This is a genomic window from Craterilacuibacter sp. (assembly GCF_051659485.1).
Taxonomy (GTDB): Bacteria; Pseudomonadota; Gammaproteobacteria; order Burkholderiales; family Chromobacteriaceae; genus Craterilacuibacter.
In genome coordinates this window covers 1-14,894 of sequence record NZ_JBOFOO010000056.1, presented here as the reverse complement: position 1 = coordinate 14,894, position 14,894 = coordinate 1, and the positions used below count along the sequence as shown (strand labels likewise).

At 58.2% G+C, this 14,894-nt stretch carries 14 protein-coding genes and 1 tRNA gene; 6 read left to right on the top strand and 9 right to left on the bottom strand.

Annotation, left to right across the window (positions count from 1 at the left end):
- The 3 genes from ACRC1E_RS01815 to ACRC1E_RS01805 form a co-directional block, all read right to left on the bottom strand.
- A partial coding sequence (locus ACRC1E_RS01815; RefSeq protein WP_438513397.1) for a DEAD/DEAH box helicase occupies nucleotides 1–1,015 on the bottom strand: 1,015 nt, incomplete at its 3' end.
- A gap of 123 nt (nucleotides 1,016–1,138) precedes the next feature.
- Nucleotides 1,139–2,905, bottom strand: coding sequence for a ferrous iron transport protein B (gene feoB, locus ACRC1E_RS01810; protein ID WP_438513396.1), 1,767 nt, complete (start codon nucleotides 2,903–2,905; stop codon nucleotides 1,139–1,141).
- Nucleotides 2,902–3,129: a FeoA family protein gene (locus tag ACRC1E_RS01805; RefSeq protein ID WP_438513395.1), complete on the bottom strand. Its 228-nt coding sequence runs from the start codon at nucleotides 3,127–3,129 to the stop codon at nucleotides 2,902–2,904. The genes feoB and ACRC1E_RS01805 overlap by 4 nt, the downstream gene beginning before the upstream one ends.
- Nucleotides 3,130–3,343: 214 nt before the next feature.
- On the opposite strand from ACRC1E_RS01805, the gene dcd reads away from it, so the two are divergent.
- The 3 genes from dcd to ACRC1E_RS01790 all read left to right on the top strand — a co-directional run bounded on the left by dcd (nucleotide 3,344) and on the right by ACRC1E_RS01790 (nucleotide 5,051).
- Nucleotides 3,344–3,913, top strand: a complete 570-nt coding sequence (gene dcd / locus ACRC1E_RS01800) for a dCTP deaminase (protein ID WP_438513394.1) — start codon at nucleotides 3,344–3,346, stop codon at nucleotides 3,911–3,913.
- A gap of 103 nt (nucleotides 3,914–4,016) precedes the next feature.
- Nucleotides 4,017–4,295, top strand: coding sequence for a hypothetical protein (locus ACRC1E_RS01795; protein WP_438513393.1), 279 nt, complete (start codon nucleotides 4,017–4,019; stop codon nucleotides 4,293–4,295).
- 192 nt (nucleotides 4,296–4,487) lie between these two features.
- Nucleotides 4,488–5,051 carry an RBBP9/YdeN family alpha/beta hydrolase gene (locus ACRC1E_RS01790; RefSeq protein WP_438513392.1) on the top strand — a complete coding sequence of 188 codons (564 nt, stop codon included), beginning with the start codon at nucleotides 4,488–4,490 and terminating at the stop codon, nucleotides 5,049–5,051.
- On the opposite strand, the gene mutL is transcribed toward ACRC1E_RS01790, so the two are convergent.
- The 6 genes from mutL to tgt all read right to left on the bottom strand — a co-directional run bounded on the left by mutL (nucleotide 5,035) and on the right by tgt (nucleotide 12,152).
- On the bottom strand, nucleotides 5,035–6,954 hold the full coding sequence (gene mutL / locus ACRC1E_RS01785; RefSeq protein ID WP_438513391.1) for a DNA mismatch repair endonuclease MutL: 1,920 nt from the start codon (nucleotides 6,952–6,954) through the stop codon (nucleotides 5,035–5,037). The two genes, ACRC1E_RS01790 and mutL, sit on opposite strands and share 17 nt — an antisense overlap.
- The gene (locus ACRC1E_RS01780; RefSeq protein ID WP_438513398.1) at nucleotides 6,951–7,598 is read right to left on the bottom strand and encodes a DedA family protein; all 648 of its coding nucleotides are present in this window, start codon (nucleotides 7,596–7,598) and stop codon (nucleotides 6,951–6,953) included. The genes mutL and ACRC1E_RS01780 overlap by 4 nt, the downstream gene beginning before the upstream one ends.
- A gap of 118 nt (nucleotides 7,599–7,716) precedes the next feature.
- Nucleotides 7,717–8,652 carry a protein translocase subunit SecF gene (gene secF, locus ACRC1E_RS01775; RefSeq protein WP_438513390.1) on the bottom strand — a complete coding sequence of 312 codons (936 nt, stop codon included), beginning with the start codon at nucleotides 8,650–8,652 and terminating at the stop codon, nucleotides 7,717–7,719.
- Between the two features lie 9 nt (nucleotides 8,653–8,661).
- Nucleotides 8,662–10,506 (bottom strand): protein translocase subunit SecD, encoded by a 1,845-nt coding sequence (gene secD / locus ACRC1E_RS01770; protein ID WP_438513389.1) that lies wholly within the window; start codon nucleotides 10,504–10,506, stop codon nucleotides 8,662–8,664.
- 53 nt (nucleotides 10,507–10,559) lie between these two features.
- Nucleotides 10,560–10,880, bottom strand: coding sequence for a preprotein translocase subunit YajC (yajC, locus tag ACRC1E_RS01765; protein WP_438513388.1), 321 nt, complete (start codon nucleotides 10,878–10,880; stop codon nucleotides 10,560–10,562).
- Between the two features lie 159 nt (nucleotides 10,881–11,039).
- The gene (tgt, locus tag ACRC1E_RS01760; protein WP_438513387.1) at nucleotides 11,040–12,152 is read right to left on the bottom strand and encodes a tRNA guanosine(34) transglycosylase Tgt; all 1,113 of its coding nucleotides are present in this window, start codon (nucleotides 12,150–12,152) and stop codon (nucleotides 11,040–11,042) included.
- A gap of 121 nt (nucleotides 12,153–12,273) precedes the next feature.
- Between tgt and ACRC1E_RS01755 the strand changes: the two genes are divergently transcribed.
- The 3 genes from ACRC1E_RS01755 to infC form a co-directional block, all read left to right on the top strand.
- A tRNA-Val gene (locus ACRC1E_RS01755) sits at nucleotides 12,274–12,350 on the top strand.
- 183 nt (nucleotides 12,351–12,533) lie between these two features.
- Nucleotides 12,534–14,435 (top strand): threonine--tRNA ligase, encoded by a 1,902-nt coding sequence (gene thrS, locus ACRC1E_RS01750; RefSeq protein ID WP_438513386.1) that lies wholly within the window; start codon nucleotides 12,534–12,536, stop codon nucleotides 14,433–14,435.
- Nucleotides 14,436–14,471: 36 nt separating this feature from the next.
- On the top strand, nucleotides 14,472–14,894 hold a 423-nt coding region (gene infC / locus ACRC1E_RS01745), incomplete at its 3' end, for a translation initiation factor IF-3 (protein WP_438513385.1).

Below are 14,894 nucleotides of genomic sequence, written 5' to 3'. Positions count from 1 at the left end.
GTCCGGTGCGCCCGATGCGGTGGATATAGTCATCGCTGGCGCGTGGCAGGTCGTAATTGACGACGGCGTCGAGTCCGGCAATATCCAGCCCGCGTGCCGCCACATCGGTAGCCACCAAAACCTGCAGTGCCCCATCCTGAAATTCGCCCAGCACCCGTGTGCGTCGGCCCTGACTCAGTTCGCCATGAAAGGCTTCGGCCTTCAGCCCCGCTTTTAGCAGTTTATCGGCCAGATGGCGGGTGCCATGCTGGCTGGACACAAATACCAGCACCCGTTGCCAGGCATGGCTGGCTATCAACTGGCGCAGCAAGGCGGTCCGGCGCGTGGTATCGACTTCAATGGCGCGCTGGGTGATGGCAGGGCGGGCAGCCTGTGTGCTGGCCGGGACATCAATCTGTACCGGATGTTGCAGCAGCTTGTCGGTCAGCGCCCTGACCTCGGCGGGGAAGGTGGCCGAGAACAGCAGGTTTTGCCGCTTGATGGGCAAGAGCGCGAGGATGCGGCCGATTTCATCGCCAAAGCCCAGATCCAGCAGGCGGTCGGCCTCATCCAGAACCAGGGTTTTAATGTGGTTCAGCCTGAGGCCATTGTGTTCCACAACATCGAGCAGGCGTCCCGGTGTCGCCACTACGATATCGGCACCGCCACGCAGCACCATCAGTTGCGGATTGATGGCCACCCCGCCAAGCAGGGTAATGATCTTGGGGGCTTGCGGCAGGTGGCGCGCAAAAAAGCACAGACTGTCGGCGACCTGGGTCGCCAGCTCGCGGGTTGGCAGCAGGATCAGAGCCTGCGTTTTGCGCGGCATCTCGTGGCGGCACTGGCTGAAAGCCTGCAATAGCGGCAGGACAAAAGCAGCTGTTTTACCCGAGCCGGTGGGGGCCGCGCCCAGCAAGTCGCGGCCTTGCAGTATGGCCGGAATCGCCGCCTGCTGGATGGGGGTGGGCTGGCTATAGTTTTTTTCGCCGGCGGCGCGGGCGAGATCGGGTACAAGACCCAAAGCAATAAATGGCATGAGCACTATCGGGGAAAAGCAAAGAGGGAGGGGGACCCACCGTAGCGGCGGATCAAGAACCTGCGGCGGCGGCTAGTGTAAGGCCGCGAGGTTCAGCGGGCAAGCCGCTGCTCGCGGCTGTGCTTAAACCAGACGGCTGGCGACCTGATAGAAGGCAAAACACAAGACCCAGGCGAGGCCGACCGACCAGGCTACCGAAAGCAGGGTGAAGGACAGGCTTTGCGACTCGCGGCGGATGGCGGCGACGGTCGACAGGCAGGGCACATAGACTAGTGTGAACAGCACGAAACTCATGGCCGATACCCAGTCCAGTTGCTGCAGCACGGCACCGGCAAGGCCGGCATCGCTGACGCCGTAGATCACCGCCAGGCTGCCCAGCAGAATCTCTTTGGCAACAAAGCCGAACAAGAGCGCAATGGCCAGCTCATGGCGGATGCCGATAGGGTCGAGTACCGGTGCCAGCAGGCTGCCCAGAGAGTCGGCCAGCGTGTGGCTGCCAAGATGGACATGGGTCATGACCCAGACCAGTACCACCCCGATCAGGATAAAGCGCGATGCCAGCTCGAAAAAGGCACGTACTTCGCCATAGGCGCGGGTGAGTACATGCTTGAGGCCGGGCAGGCGATAAGGTGGTACTTCCATCAGATAAGCTTCGCTGGCGCAGTAGCGATGCTTGAACAGCAGTGCGGTCAGCATCGCGACCGCCAGACTGACCGCGTAAAAAGCCATCAACACCCATGGGGCAACAGCGGGTGAGAACAGGGTGGTCGCAAAAAAAACGACGACCTGCAGTCGTGCCGAACAGAGCGAAAACGGAATGATCAGCATGGACAGCAGGCGCTGCTTTTTTTCGCGCATCACACGGGTACCCATGATGGCCGGCACATTGCAGCCAAAGCCCATCAGTTGCATGACGAAACCGCGCCCGTCCAGCCCCAGGCGCGACATCAGGGCATCGGTCAGATAGGCGGCGCGCGCGAGATAACCGCTGTCTTCCACTAGTGCCATCAGGGTAAAGAAGACAAACAGGATGGGCGCGAAAGTCAGCACGGTACTGACGCCTTGCCACACGCCATCCAGTAGCAGGCTTTGCAGCCAAACGGGAAGCGGGCCCAGCCAGTTTGCCAGCCAGTTATCCCTTATCCATGCCAGTGCGCTGCCCAGTCCGTCCTGTAGCGGGCCACCTATCAGATAGGTGCCGTTGAATACCAGCGCCATGATGGCGACAAACAGTAGCAGCCCCATCAGCGGATGCATCAGGTAATGGTCCAGCTTGTGGCTTAAACGGATAGGCAGGGTAGGCGGGAGATGCCATGCGCCCGAGAGTGCCTGGCGGCTGAGTGCCAGCGCCGTGCTGGTGTCGGGGATGGCATCCAGTCTGGCGGGCATTGCCGGCTGGGCGTGGTCTGCCAGACTGTTCAGGGCTTGCTTGAGTCGCGGCCAGCCTTGCATGCGCTTGGCTGAAACCAGTACGACCGGCGCGCCCAGCTTGTCTGCCAGGGCAGTGGTATCGATATCGATGCCCAGAAGTTCGGCCTCGTCGGCCATATTCAGGACGATCAGGCCGGGGATGCCGGTCGCCAGCGCCTGAATGGCCAGTGTTAATTGCCGATCCAGTTGCGCGGCGTTCAGGACGATCACTTGTGCATCGAAGGCCGTAGCGGACAAAGCATCACGTACTACCGCCTCGTCATCGGTATAGCCGGACAGGTCGTGAATGCCGGGCAGATCGAGTAACTCAACCATCTGACCGCCCAAAAGCAGCTTGGCGTGAGCCAGCTCAACTGTCAGTCCGGGCCAGTTGCCCACGCGTTGCGATAATCCGGTCAGCTGGTTGAAGATGGACGATTTGCCGGTGTTGGGCAGGCCGATGAGGGCAAAACGCTTCATGCGATGCTGGTGACTTCGATCTGGCGTGCCAGTTTGCCGCGCAGCAAGAAGCGGGTGGTGCCGACTTCCAGCAGCAAAGGCCCGCCAAATGCCGCTCGGCGCGTAAGGTGAAATACCTGTCCCGGAATCAGTCCGAAGGCCATGACACGGTGTGTCGTATCGGCATCCAGATTTAGCCGGGTAACCATGCCGTGTGCACCGGCACGCAATCTGTCTAGAGTCATTGTGCGGACAATTATTATTGATAATTGTTCTCAACCTTATGCTGCTGAAATGGCTATGTCAATGATCTCGCTCAAGCTTTTGAGGCTATTGTTTAGCCTATGCATGTCTTGATCGTGTGGAGCACAGCCTTGCTGTGCAGTTGCAGGCTTGCGCAATAGCGCGGTCTTTTAGGTTAAAATCGCCCGCTACAGTATTTTTGCCGAGAGAAACAAAATGAGCATCAAGTCCGACAAGTGGATACGGCGCATGGCTGCCGAGCGCGGCATGATAGAACCGTTCGAGCATGATCAGGTCAAGGTCGTCAATGGCCAGAAGGTGATTTCCTTCGGCACTTCAAGCTATGGCTACGATATTCGCTGTGCCGACGAGTTCAAGGTGTTCACCAATATCAACAGCACCATTGTCGACCCGAAAAATTTCGACCCCGAGTCGTTTGTCGAGGTGTCGGGCAAGGGCTACTGCATCATCCCGCCCAATAGCTTTGCGCTGGCGCGCACCGTCGAGTATTTCCGCATTCCGCGCGAAGTGCTGACTGTTTGTCTGGGCAAATCCACTTATGCGCGTTGCGGCATTATCGTCAATGTCACCCCGTTCGAGCCGGAGTGGGAGGGCTATGTGACGCTGGAGTTCTCCAATACCACACCATTGCCTGCCAAAATCTACGCTCACGAGGGCGTGGCACAGGTACTGTTCTTCGAGTCCGATGAAGTATGCGATGTGTCGTACAAGGACAGGGGCGGCAAATATCAGGGCCAGGTTGGCGTGACGCTGCCACGCACTTGAAGTAAGTGTTAAGCGGGCAACAATTGGTAACAATTGCGCCGCGTGCTGTCGATGGCTTGCCTTTACAATGCACGCATTAAAAGCAGGCATTCAGGGATAAATGATGAAAATCGCAGCATGGATCATCGCTGCCGCACTGGCCTTGCCGGCAGGCGGGGCACTGGCAGCATCGAATACAGATGTAATTCTTGGCGGTGCCTTGGGTGGTGCGGCCGGTGCCGTGGTCGGGAATGCGGTCGGCGGGCGTGAAGGCGCGATTATCGGTGGTGCGCTGGGCGCCGGAACCGGTGTAGCGTTAACGACCAAGAAAAATAGTTACAGCGGTCATGGCCACTATCATGGCAAAAAGCGCAAGAAACACCGCAAACACTGGAACGATTGAATTCAGGTACGACGGAATCCCTGCCATGGCAGGGATTTTTTTGTGCGCTAAGGAGCGGCAAAGCGTCAAGGCGGCAGGAGAAAAGTACCTGCATATGCCTTTATGGAATTTATAACTGACTAAATATACCTTATGGAAATAAAGATGGCGTGGAATGATTAGCTATCCATATTCGCCATTGCAGGTGTCACCATGCCGCCATTTTCCGAAGCATTCGACTTTCTGATCCAGCCGGGCTGGAACGATTCCGCGCCCGAACACTGGCAAAGCCATTGGCAGCAGCTATTGGGCGCGCAGCGCGTATGCAATCGCGACTGGGCACTGCCGCTACGCAGCGACTGGCTGAGCGGCCTGCATCAGGCGATCGCCAAGGCGCGTAAGCCGGTCGTGGTGATCGCGCATAGTCTGGGCTGCATTACGGTGGCGCACTATGCACAGCTTTATCCGCAGGCCATTGCCGCTGCCTTGCTGGTGGCGCCAGCCGATGTCGAGCGTGCCGATGCGCCTGCACCCTTGCAGAACTTTGCACCTGCACCCTTGGCAGAACTGCCGTTTCCGGCACGGGTCGTTGCCAGTCGCAACGATCCCTTCTGTCCTGCAGCCCGGGCACAAGAGATGGCCAGCCACTGGAACGTGCCGATTCAGTGGCTGGATGATGCCGGCCATATCAATGTCGCCTCCGGTCATTATCAATGGCAGGAAGGACTGGCGAGTCTGGAAGCGTTGCTGGGGGAGGTGCTTACTGTCCGCGCATAAACAGTTTGTCCAGATCGCGCATGGTCAGGCGCGTCCAGGTCGGTCGCCCGTGGTTGCACTGGCCTGAGCGTTCGGTCGCTTCCATATCGCGCAACAGGGCATTCATTTCGGTCAGCGTGAGCTGGCGGTTGGCGCGTACTGCGCCATGGCAGGCCATGGACGCCAGTAGTTCGTTGCGCCGCTCGGTGAGCACTGCGCTCATGCCGTGTTCGCGTACATCCTTCAATACCGCCCGTGCCAGCTCTACCGGGTCTCCATCTTTCAGCCAGATAGGCACGCCACGGATGGCGATCTGGGTCGGGGACAGCGGAGCCAGTTCTATCCCCAGTTTAAGCATGGCCTCGCCGTGCTCATGCGCACAAGCCACTTCGAAGCGGTCCGCGCCGAAAGATACCGGCAGCAGCAAGGGCTGCATCGGAATGATGTCGGTTTCCAGTGCATTTTTCAGCCGCTCATACACGATGCGCTCGTGTGCCGCATGCATATCGACCAGCACCAGTCCATCCAGTGCCTGCGCCAGAATATACACGCCATGCAGTTGGGCCAGCGCAAAGCCCAGCGGTGGAATATCGTCGGCGTCGGCCATTGGCCGGGCAGGGAAAGGCATGGCCGGCGACAGTGGGGCAGTTGAGGGCGCGCGCTGTTCCTGTTCGCGCATGCCGGTAAACAGCTTGTCGTAGACGCCGACTGCCTCGCGCGCCACCGACAAGGGAATGCGCTGCTGTTCGAAGCGCGGCGCAAACGGGGTGGCGCTGCGTGCTGGGGTCTCGTTGCGCGCGTCGGCAAATAGCTGGCCGCTGGCGGGGCGACTATCTGTGCTTGCACTGACAGCAGCGGCCTTGCTGCTGGTCGCAGCTGGATCGTGTGCACTGGCTTCAGTGCTGGCGCCCGGTGCGGCGGCGGTGGCGTGATTGCCTGCGCTGGCGGCTAGCGCCTTGTGCACGCTGTGAAACAAAAACTGGTGGATGGCCTGGCTTTCGCGAAAGCGTACCTCGATCTTGGTCGGGTGCACATTGACGTCGACACCGGCCGGCTCGAGCGTGAAAAACAGCGCATAGGCCGGGTGGCGATCGTGGTGCAATACGTCGCGATAAGCCTGGCGCAACGCATGCTGCGCTGTTTTGTCGCGCACGAAGCGGCCGTTAACGTAGAAATATTGCGCGTCGCGACTGGCCTTGGAAAAAGTGGGAGAAGCCACCAGTCCGCGCAGGCTGAGGCCGGCCGCGGCGGTATCGATGATTAGCGATGCATCGACAAAGTCGCGCCCCAGAATCGCCGCCACGCGGTCGGCCAGACTTTGTGCCGGCAAACGGCTGACTACTTTGCCATTGTGGCGCAACATCATTTCCACACCACTATGCGCCAGTGCGATGCGCTCGAAAGTCGCGGCGCAGTGCGCGTATTCGGTCGCTTCGCTCTTGAGGAATTTGCGCCGTGCCGGGGTGTTGAAATAGAGATCGACCATCTCTACGCTAGTGCCTTCGGCGTGCGCTGCCGGCTCGACCGGATGCAGCGTGCCGTCGATGGCCATAATCTGATGGGCGTGGGCACTGCCTTGCGGCCGGCTGGTGAGCGTCAGGCGCGACACCGAGGCGACGCTGGCGAGGCCCTCGCCGCGAAAACCCAGCGTCGCCACCTGTTCCAGATCGTCCAGCGACGCAATCTTGCTGGTGGCGTGTCTATCCAGCGCCAGCGCCAGATCGTCGGCATCGATGCCCGAGCCGTTGTCGCTGACACGGATCAGCTTGATGCCGCCTTGCGCCAGATCGACACTGATTTTGTTTGCGCCTGCGTCCAGGCTGTTTTCCAGCATTTCCTTCAAGGCTGATGCCGGGCGTTCAACGACTTCGCCTGCCGCGATCTGGTTCACCAGATGGTCGGAGAGCTTGTGGATGCGTTTCATTGTGCTGCCCGCTTGTTGGCGGCGCGCTTGTGGCGCCAGAACTCGATCAGGCCGGGCAGGATGGACACGAAGATGATGCCGAATATCAATAGCGTCAGGTTCTTTTTAACGATGGGCATATTGCCGAAGAAGTAGCCGGCGTAGCCGAAGCTGGTCACCCACAGTATCGCGCCCGTGACATTGTAAAAGGCGAAATGGCGGTAGCCCATTTTGCCGATGCCGGCGACAAACGGGGCGAAGGTGCGCACGATGGGGACGAAGCGGGCGAGGATAATGGTCTTGCCGCCATGCTTTTCATAGAAGACATGGGTCTTGGCCAGATACTCGGGGCGGATCAGCTTGGGGTAGCGTGCCGCCAGTTTCTCGCCGAAATAGCGGCCGATGGCATAGTTGACGCCGTCGCCCAGTATGGCAGCGAAGATCAATAGCGCGACCATGGCGTGGATATTCATCTCCCCCATTGCCGCCAGTGCGCCGGCCACGAACAGGAGCGAGTCGCCCGGCAAAAACGGCGTGACCACCAGCCCGGTTTCGCAAAACACGATCAAAAATAAAATGGCGTAGATCCACGGCCCGTAGGCGGCGGCCAGTTCAGCCAGATGCACATCAATATGCAGGATAAAGTCGATAACGAATTGAATCAGTTCCATAAGGGGCTTTCCGGTTTGCTTGCCGCAAGGCTCGGCCAGAAGCCAAGGCTTCCGGCAAGCATAGGGGTGAAAAAGGGCCGGCTAGGCCGGCCCTCGTTTGCTATCGGGTGGGTCAGACCACCGCTTCCTGCTTTTGCTTGGGTGGCTTGATCATATGCTCGCGCCTGATGCCCAGCCAGAGTGCCAAGGGGCTGGCCACCAGCACAGAGGAGTAGATGCCGAACACGATGCCGATGGTCAGCGCCATGGCAAAGCCGTGTAGCGCAGGGCCGCCGAACAGCAGCATGGACAGCACCATGGTCTCGGTCGAGCCATGGGTAATGATGGTACGGCTCATGGTCGAAGTGATGGCATTGTCGATGACTTCAGCCGTGCTCCTGTTGCGCATGCCCGGTTTGCGGAAGTTTTCGCGGATACGGTCGAATACCACCACCGACTCGTTGACCGAGTAACCCAGTACCGCCAGTACACCGGCCAGTACCGTCAGCGAGAATTCCCACTGGAAGAAGGCAAAGCAGCCGAGGATGATTACCACGTCGTGCATGTTGGCAATGATGGCCGACACCGCAAAGCGCCATTCAAAGCGCAGTGCGAGGTAGGCGATGATGCCCAGGCACACCATGGCCAGCGCGATCAAACCGTTGGAAACTAGCTCTGCACCTACCGATGGGCCGACAAACTCGACCTTGCGCAGTTCGACTTGTGCATCGCCGGCCTTGAGCGTGCTTAACACCTGATTGGATAGCTGTGCCGAGCTGATGTCTTTCTTCACCGGCAGGCGGATCAGTACATCACGGCTGCTGCCCAGGCTCTGTACCTGTGCTTCGCCCAGTTTCAGGCTGTCCACCCGCTGACGGATGTCCTTGAGGTCGGCCGATTGCGCGTACTGCACCTCCATGACCGTACCGCCGGTGAATTCGACGCTGAGGTTGAGCCCCTTGTGGAACAGAAAGAACACGGCAAGGATGAAGGTCACCAGCGAAATCGCGGTGGTGAGCTTGCCGTAGCTCATGAACGGGATGTCCCGTTTAATGCGGAAAAGCTCCATGATGTCCCCTTACTTGGTTTCCGGTTTCCAGATCTGACCGACCGAAATCGAAGTCAGGCGGCGCTGGCGTCCGTACCACAGATTCACAAAGCCGCGTGAAACCAGTACGGCCGAGAAAATGGAGGTCAGGATGCCCAGACAGTGCACGACGGCAAAGCCGCGTACCGGGCCGGAACCGAAGATCAGCAGCGCAAGGCCGGCGATCATGGTGGTGACGTTGGAGTCGAGAATGGTCGACCAGGCATGGGCGTAGCCGGCCTGAATGGCCGAGTGTGGCGGCATGCCGTTTCTGAGCTCCTCGCGTACCCGCTCGTTGATCAGTACGTTGGCGTCAATCGCCATACCCAGTGTCAGCGCAATCGCGGCAATACCCGGCAGGGTCAGTGTCGCCTGCAGCATGGACAGGACGGCGACCAGCATCAGCACGTTAACCCCCAGCGACAACACCGAGATTACGCCGAAGACACGGTAGTAGATCACCATGAATACCGCGATGGCGGCAAAGCCCCACAGCGTGGAGTTGAAGCCCTTCTCGATATTTTCCTTACCCAGGCTAGGCCCGACGGTGCGCTCTTCGATGATCTGCATCGGTGCAGCCAGCGAACCTGCACGCAGCAGGAGGGCGGTGTCGTTGGCTTCGGCCGAGTTCATCGAGCCGGAGATCTGCACCCGTCCACCGCCGATTTCGCTACGGATAACCGGTGCGGTCACGACTTCGGTCTTGCCTTTTTCTACCAGAATCATCGCCATGCGCCGGCCGATGTTTTCTTTGGTGACGCTGCGGAAAATGCCGGCGCCGGTAGAGTCCAGGTTGATGCTGACCGCAGGTGCGCCGTTTTCGTCGAAGGTCGGCTGGGCGTCGTTGATATTGTCACCGGTCAGCTCGACATCCTTCTTCACCAGTATCTTCTGCGGGCCGCGCGAAGTCAGCTCGTCCAGCAGTTCGTAACCGGCTGGCGGGTTGCCGGCCAATGCTTCGCTAACCTTGACGGCATCGTCTTCCACCATGCGTACCTGCAAGGTGGCGGTGCGGCCCAGAATATCCTTGGCCTTGGCGGTGTCCTGTACGCCCGGCAACTGCACCACGATACGGCTAGGGCCGGCTTGCTGGATCACAGGTTCAGCCACACCCAGTTCGTTGACGCGGTTGTGCAAGGTGGTGATGTTCTGTTTGACCGCGTCGGACTCGATACGGGTGATTTCTTCCGGCTTGAGCGTCAGTATCAGACGGAAGCTGGCATCGTCAGCCGTCAGTGTCAGGCCGGGCAGGGTGCGCATGATGGCTTTTTCTGCGGCGGCCAGTGTTTCGGCATCGCGAAGTTGCACATCCAGCGTATTGCCGGTGCGGCGGATCGTGCCGTAGCGGATCTTCTGGTCTTTCAGCTCGCGGCGGATATCGCCGGCGTAGCGCTCCATGGTCTTGTCGAGCGCCGCTTTCATGTCCACTTCCAGCAGGAAGTGCACGCCACCGCGCAGGTCGAGGCCGAGGAACATCGGGTTGGCATGTATTTGAGTCAGCCATTGCGGGGAGGCCGCCAGCAGATTGAGCGCAATGATGTAGTTGTCACCCAGCGCCTGCTGGATCACGTCGCGCGCCTTGATCTGCGTGTCGGGGTCCTTGAAGCGTACCTTCAGGCTGCCATTGTCCAGATACAGGCCATCGGGGCTGATCTGGTGACTCTTGAGGGCTTCTTCGACGCGCGCCATGACGGCCGTATCAATCGGCATCGACTGGCGTGTGCTGGAGATCTGTACAGCCGGGGTCTCGCCATAAAAGTTGGGCAGCGTATAGATCGTCGAGACGATCAGGGCCACCGCGATGACGAGGTATTTCCAGAGCGGGTAGCGATTCATGGGGGGAGACTAGGCAAAAAGCAGGCCGCAACGTGGCGGCCTGCTCTTGGGGTTTACAGGGACTTCATCGTACCTTTTTCCAGCTTGGCTGCGACTGCGCCACGCTGGATGGTGATTTCCACACCGCTGGTAATTTCCAGTGTCAGGTACTGGTCCGCCAGTTTGGTCACGCGGCCTACCATGCCGCCCTGGGTCACGACTTCGTCGCCCTTGGAAATTTCGGACAGCATCTTTTGCTGTTCCTTCATGCGCTTCTGTTGCGGGCGTACCAGCAGGAACCAGAACAGCACGAAGATGACGATCATCGGCAGGAACTGCATGATATCGAAACCGGCGATGGCGGTATCTGCTGCGTAAGCAGGGGTAATAAACATCTGAGAACTCCCTTGGTGGTATCAGGCCGGAATACGGATAGACCGGCAATTGTAACGACGACACGGCGCTTTTCCAACCGTGATCGCGCCATAGGCATAAGCGCTATCCGACCCGCCTGCTGTGGGCGGGTTCCGTTGCGCTTAATTTATCGTGTTATTTCAGGTGCCGCGGGCCCGTTGCTCATGGAAAGAGGCGCGCCAGTCTTCGAAGCGGTCGGCGTCGATGGCATCGCGCATTTCCTGCATCAGTTCCTGATAGTAATGCAGGTTGTGGATGGTATTTAGGCGCGCACCCAGAATTTCGCCGGTCCGGTGCAGGTGATGCAGATAGGCGCGGCTGAAATTGCTGCAGGCATAGCAGGTGCATTCTGCGTCCAGCGGTGCGTGGTCCAGTTTGTGGCGTGCATTCTTGATCTTGATGTCGCCGTAGCGGGTGAAGATCCAGCCATTGCGCGCATTACGGGTCGGCATCACGCAATCGAACATATCGATACCGTTGGCGACGCCCTGGACCAGATCTTCCGGGGTGCCTACGCCCATCAGATAGTGTGGTTTTTCTGCCGGCAACATATCGCGCATTTCTTCCAGCATGCGGTACATCTCGGGCTTGGGTTCGCCCACCGATAGGCCGCCGATGGCGATGCCGTCAAAGCCGATCTCCATCAGGCCTTCCAGCGACTTGCGGCGCAAATCGGTATAAAGGTTGCCTTGCACGATACCGAACAGCGCGTTGGGATTGTTTAGGTCGTCAAAAGCCTGACGCGAACGTGCGGCCCAGCGCAAGCTCATCTGCATCGAGCTTTCTGCCGTTTTATGGTCGACCTGGCCCGGGGTGCACTCATCCAGTTGCATCACGATGTCTGAGTTCAGTACCGTCTGTATCTTCATCGAGATCTCGGGTGACAAAAATAGCTTGTCGCCGTTGACCGGGCTTTGGAAGGTGCAGCCTTCTTCGGTCAGTTTTCTGAGTGCGCCCAGGCTGAATACCTGAAAACCACCGGAGTCGGTGAGTATCGGTTTGTCCCAGCCCATGAAGCCATGTAGGCCGCCAAATGATTCGATGACCTCCAGGCCGGGGCGCAGCCACAGGTGGAAGGTATTGCCCAGGATGATCTGGGCACCGATTTCATTCAGTTCCAGCGGGCTCATCGCCTTGACCGAGCCGTAGGTGCCTACCGGCTGGAATACCGGCGTTTCCACCGTGCCATGATTGAGTTCCAGCGTGCCGCGGCGGGCACCGCCCGATGTCTTGTGTAGGGTAAACTTGAGCATGAGAATAAATCTTGTGCAAAATCAACGCGCCAGTATAGCGCAAAGCCGGCTTTTCAAGTTTTCCGGATAAAATACTTGCCAAACGGTGCCGGAATGATTAATATCCGTGACTCAGATTTACAGGCGGTTAGCTCAGCTGGTTAGAGCGCCACGTTGACATCGTGGAGGTCGCTGGTTCGATTCCAGTATCGCCTACCAAAATATTCGCATGGAGCTTCAGGTGGATATGTCCAGTACAACCACTCCCCTTTGATCTCGATCCCTTGACGAGCCTTGGGTTGCTTCATGAAAAAAGCGCGGCTCGGCCGCGCTTTTTTTTATTCTTTTTTCCAATGCATGCACGCCTTGTGGCGCATTTCCTTATCTAAAGTTGGAGTTGCGATGCCTGATATCCGCCTGCCAGACGGTTCTGTTCGTTCTTTCGATGTTGCCGTTACTGTTCATGAAGTTGCCGCATCCATCGGCACCGGCCTTGCGCGTGCCGCGCTGGCTGGGCGTGTAGATGGCGAGCTGGTCGATACCTCTTTCCTGATCGAAAAAGATGCGGATCTTGCGATTGTTACCGATAAGGATGCGGATGGCTTGGCGGTGATCCGCCACTCGACCGCGCACTTGCTGGCCTATGCCGTCAAGACGCTATTTCCGGATGCGCAAGTCACCATCGGGCCGGAGATCGAAAACGGCTTTTACTACGACTTCAGCTACAAGCGTCCGTTTACGCCGGAAGATCTGGTCGCCATCGAAAAGAAAATGGCCGAGCTGGCCAAGCAGGACATCCCGGTCGAGCGTTATACGCTGACCCGCGACGAGGCGGTTGCCTACTTCAAGGGTATTGGCGAGGCGTACAAGGCCGAGATTATCGAATCTATCCCGCAGGGCGAGGTTCTGTCGCTGTACAAGGAAGGTGATTTTACCGACCTGTGCCGTGGCCCGCATGTGCCGTCCACCGGCAAGCTCAAGGTGTTCAAGTTGATGAAGCTGGCAGGTGCTTACTGGCGCGGTGACAGCAAGAACGAGATGCTGCAGCGTATTTACGGTACCGCCTGGGCCAAGAAGGAAGATCTGGCGGCTTATCTGCATATGCTGGAAGAGGCGGAAAAGCGCGACCACCGCAAGCTGGGCAAGGTGCTGGACCTCTTTCACTTGCAGGATGAGGCACCGGGTATGGTGTTCTGGCATCCCAAGGGTTGGACGCTGTGGCAGAGCATTGAGCAGTACATGCGTAAAACCCTGGACGCCGCCGGCTATCAGGAAATCCGCACACCTATGGTGATGGATCGTACCCTGTGGGAGAAATCCGGCCATTGGGACAACTATCGCGACAATATGTTTACCACCGAGTCGGAAAAGCGCGATTACGCGGTGAAGCCGATGAACTGCCCGGGTCATGTGCAGGTGTTCAATCAGGGTTTGCGTTCTTATCGCGATTTGCCGCTGCGTCTGGCCGAGTTTGGTGCCTGTCACCGTAATGAGCCGTCCGGCGCGCTGCATGGTCTGATGCGTGTGCGTGGTTTTGTGCAGGATGATGCGCATATCTTCTGCACCGAAGAACAGGTAAATAGCGAAGCACAGGCGTTCAATGAGCTAACGATGGCGGTGTACAAGCATTTCGGCTTCGATAAGGTTGATATCAAGCTGTCCTTGCGTCCGGAAAAGCGTGCCGGTTCCGACGAAGTCTGGGACAAGGCCGAGCAAGGCCTGCGCGACGCCCTGTCTGCCTGTGGTGTGACGTGGGAAGAGTTGCCGGGTGAGGGCGCGTTCTATGGTCCCAAGATCGAATACCATATCAAGGATGCGCTGGGTCGCTCCTGGCAGTGCGGCACCTTGCAGCTCGACTTTGTGCTGCCTGAGCGTCTGGATGCCGAGTATGTGACCGAAGAAAATGGTCGCAAGCGTCCGGTGATGTTGCATCGTGCCATTCTGGGTTCGCTTGAGCGCTTTATCGGCATTCTGATCGAAAACCATGCGGGTGCTTTCCCGTTGTGGTTGGCACCGATACAGATGGTAGTGATGAATATTACCGAGGCGCAGGCCGATTACGCGACCGAAGTTGTCGAAACATTGAAGAAACAAGGCTTTCGCGTCGATCTGGACTTGAGAAACGAGAAGATCGGTTATAAAATCCGCGAACACAGCCTACAGAAGTTGCCGTATCAGATTATTGTCGGCGACAAGGAAAAGGCAGAGGGACTGGTTGCCGTAAGGGCACGTGGTGAAGACTTGGGGCAACTCTCGCTTTCCGCGTTTATCGACCGGCTGAAGGCAGAAATGCCTGCAGCCTGAGTCGGCACCAGCACGATAGATTAATGTATAGGAGATTTGGCCATAGCTCAGGAACGCGAACCACGGATTAACGGCGAGATAACTGCTCGCGAAATTCGTCTGGTAGGTAATGAAGGTGAGCAGCTCGGTATTGTGAGTCTGCGCGAGGCGCTGGTGCTTGCTGAAGAGCAGGATGTGGACTTGGTAGAGATTTCTCCCAATGCCCAACCGCCGGTTGTGAAGTTGATGGACTACGGCAAGTTCAAGTACGAGCTGTCGAAAAAGCGTCAGGAAGCCAAGTCCAAGCAGAAGCAGATCCAGATCAAGGAAGTCAAATTCCGGCCTGGTACTGATGATGGCGACTACAACGTCAAGATGCGTAACCTGATTCGCTTCCTGGAAGATGGCGACAAGGCCAAGATCACCTTGCGCTTCCGCGGTCGTGAGATGGCGCACCAGGATATTGGTCTTGCGCTGTTG

Excerpts from the sequence above, each read along its gene's own strand:
- dcd (WP_438513394.1), top strand. The coding sequence starts at position 3,344 with ATGAGCATCAAGTCCGACAAGTGGATACGGCGCATGGCTGCCGAGCGC.
- ACRC1E_RS01790 (WP_438513392.1), top strand. The coding sequence starts at position 4,488 with ATGCCGCCATTTTCCGAAGCATTCGACTTTCTGATCCAGCCGGGCTGG.
- thrS (WP_438513386.1), top strand. The coding sequence starts at position 12,534 with ATGCCTGATATCCGCCTGCCAGACGGTTCTGTTCGTTCTTTCGATGTT.
- yajC (WP_438513388.1), bottom strand. The coding sequence starts at position 10,880 with ATGTTTATTACCCCTGCTTACGCAGCAGATACCGCCATCGCCGGTTTC.
- tgt (WP_438513387.1), bottom strand. The coding sequence starts at position 12,152 with ATGCTCAAGTTTACCCTACACAAGACATCGGGCGGTGCCCGCCGCGGC.
- ACRC1E_RS01795 (WP_438513393.1), top strand. The coding sequence starts at position 4,017 with ATGAAAATCGCAGCATGGATCATCGCTGCCGCACTGGCCTTGCCGGCA.
- secF (WP_438513390.1), bottom strand. The coding sequence starts at position 8,652 with ATGGAGCTTTTCCGCATTAAACGGGACATCCCGTTCATGAGCTACGGC.
- mutL (WP_438513391.1), bottom strand. The coding sequence starts at position 6,954 with ATGAAACGCATCCACAAGCTCTCCGACCATCTGGTGAACCAGATCGCG.
- secD (WP_438513389.1), bottom strand. The coding sequence starts at position 10,506 with ATGAATCGCTACCCGCTCTGGAAATACCTCGTCATCGCGGTGGCCCTG.
- feoB (WP_438513396.1), bottom strand. The coding sequence starts at position 2,905 with ATGAAGCGTTTTGCCCTCATCGGCCTGCCCAACACCGGCAAATCGTCC.
- ACRC1E_RS01805 (WP_438513395.1), bottom strand. The coding sequence starts at position 3,129 with ATGACTCTAGACAGATTGCGTGCCGGTGCACACGGCATGGTTACCCGG.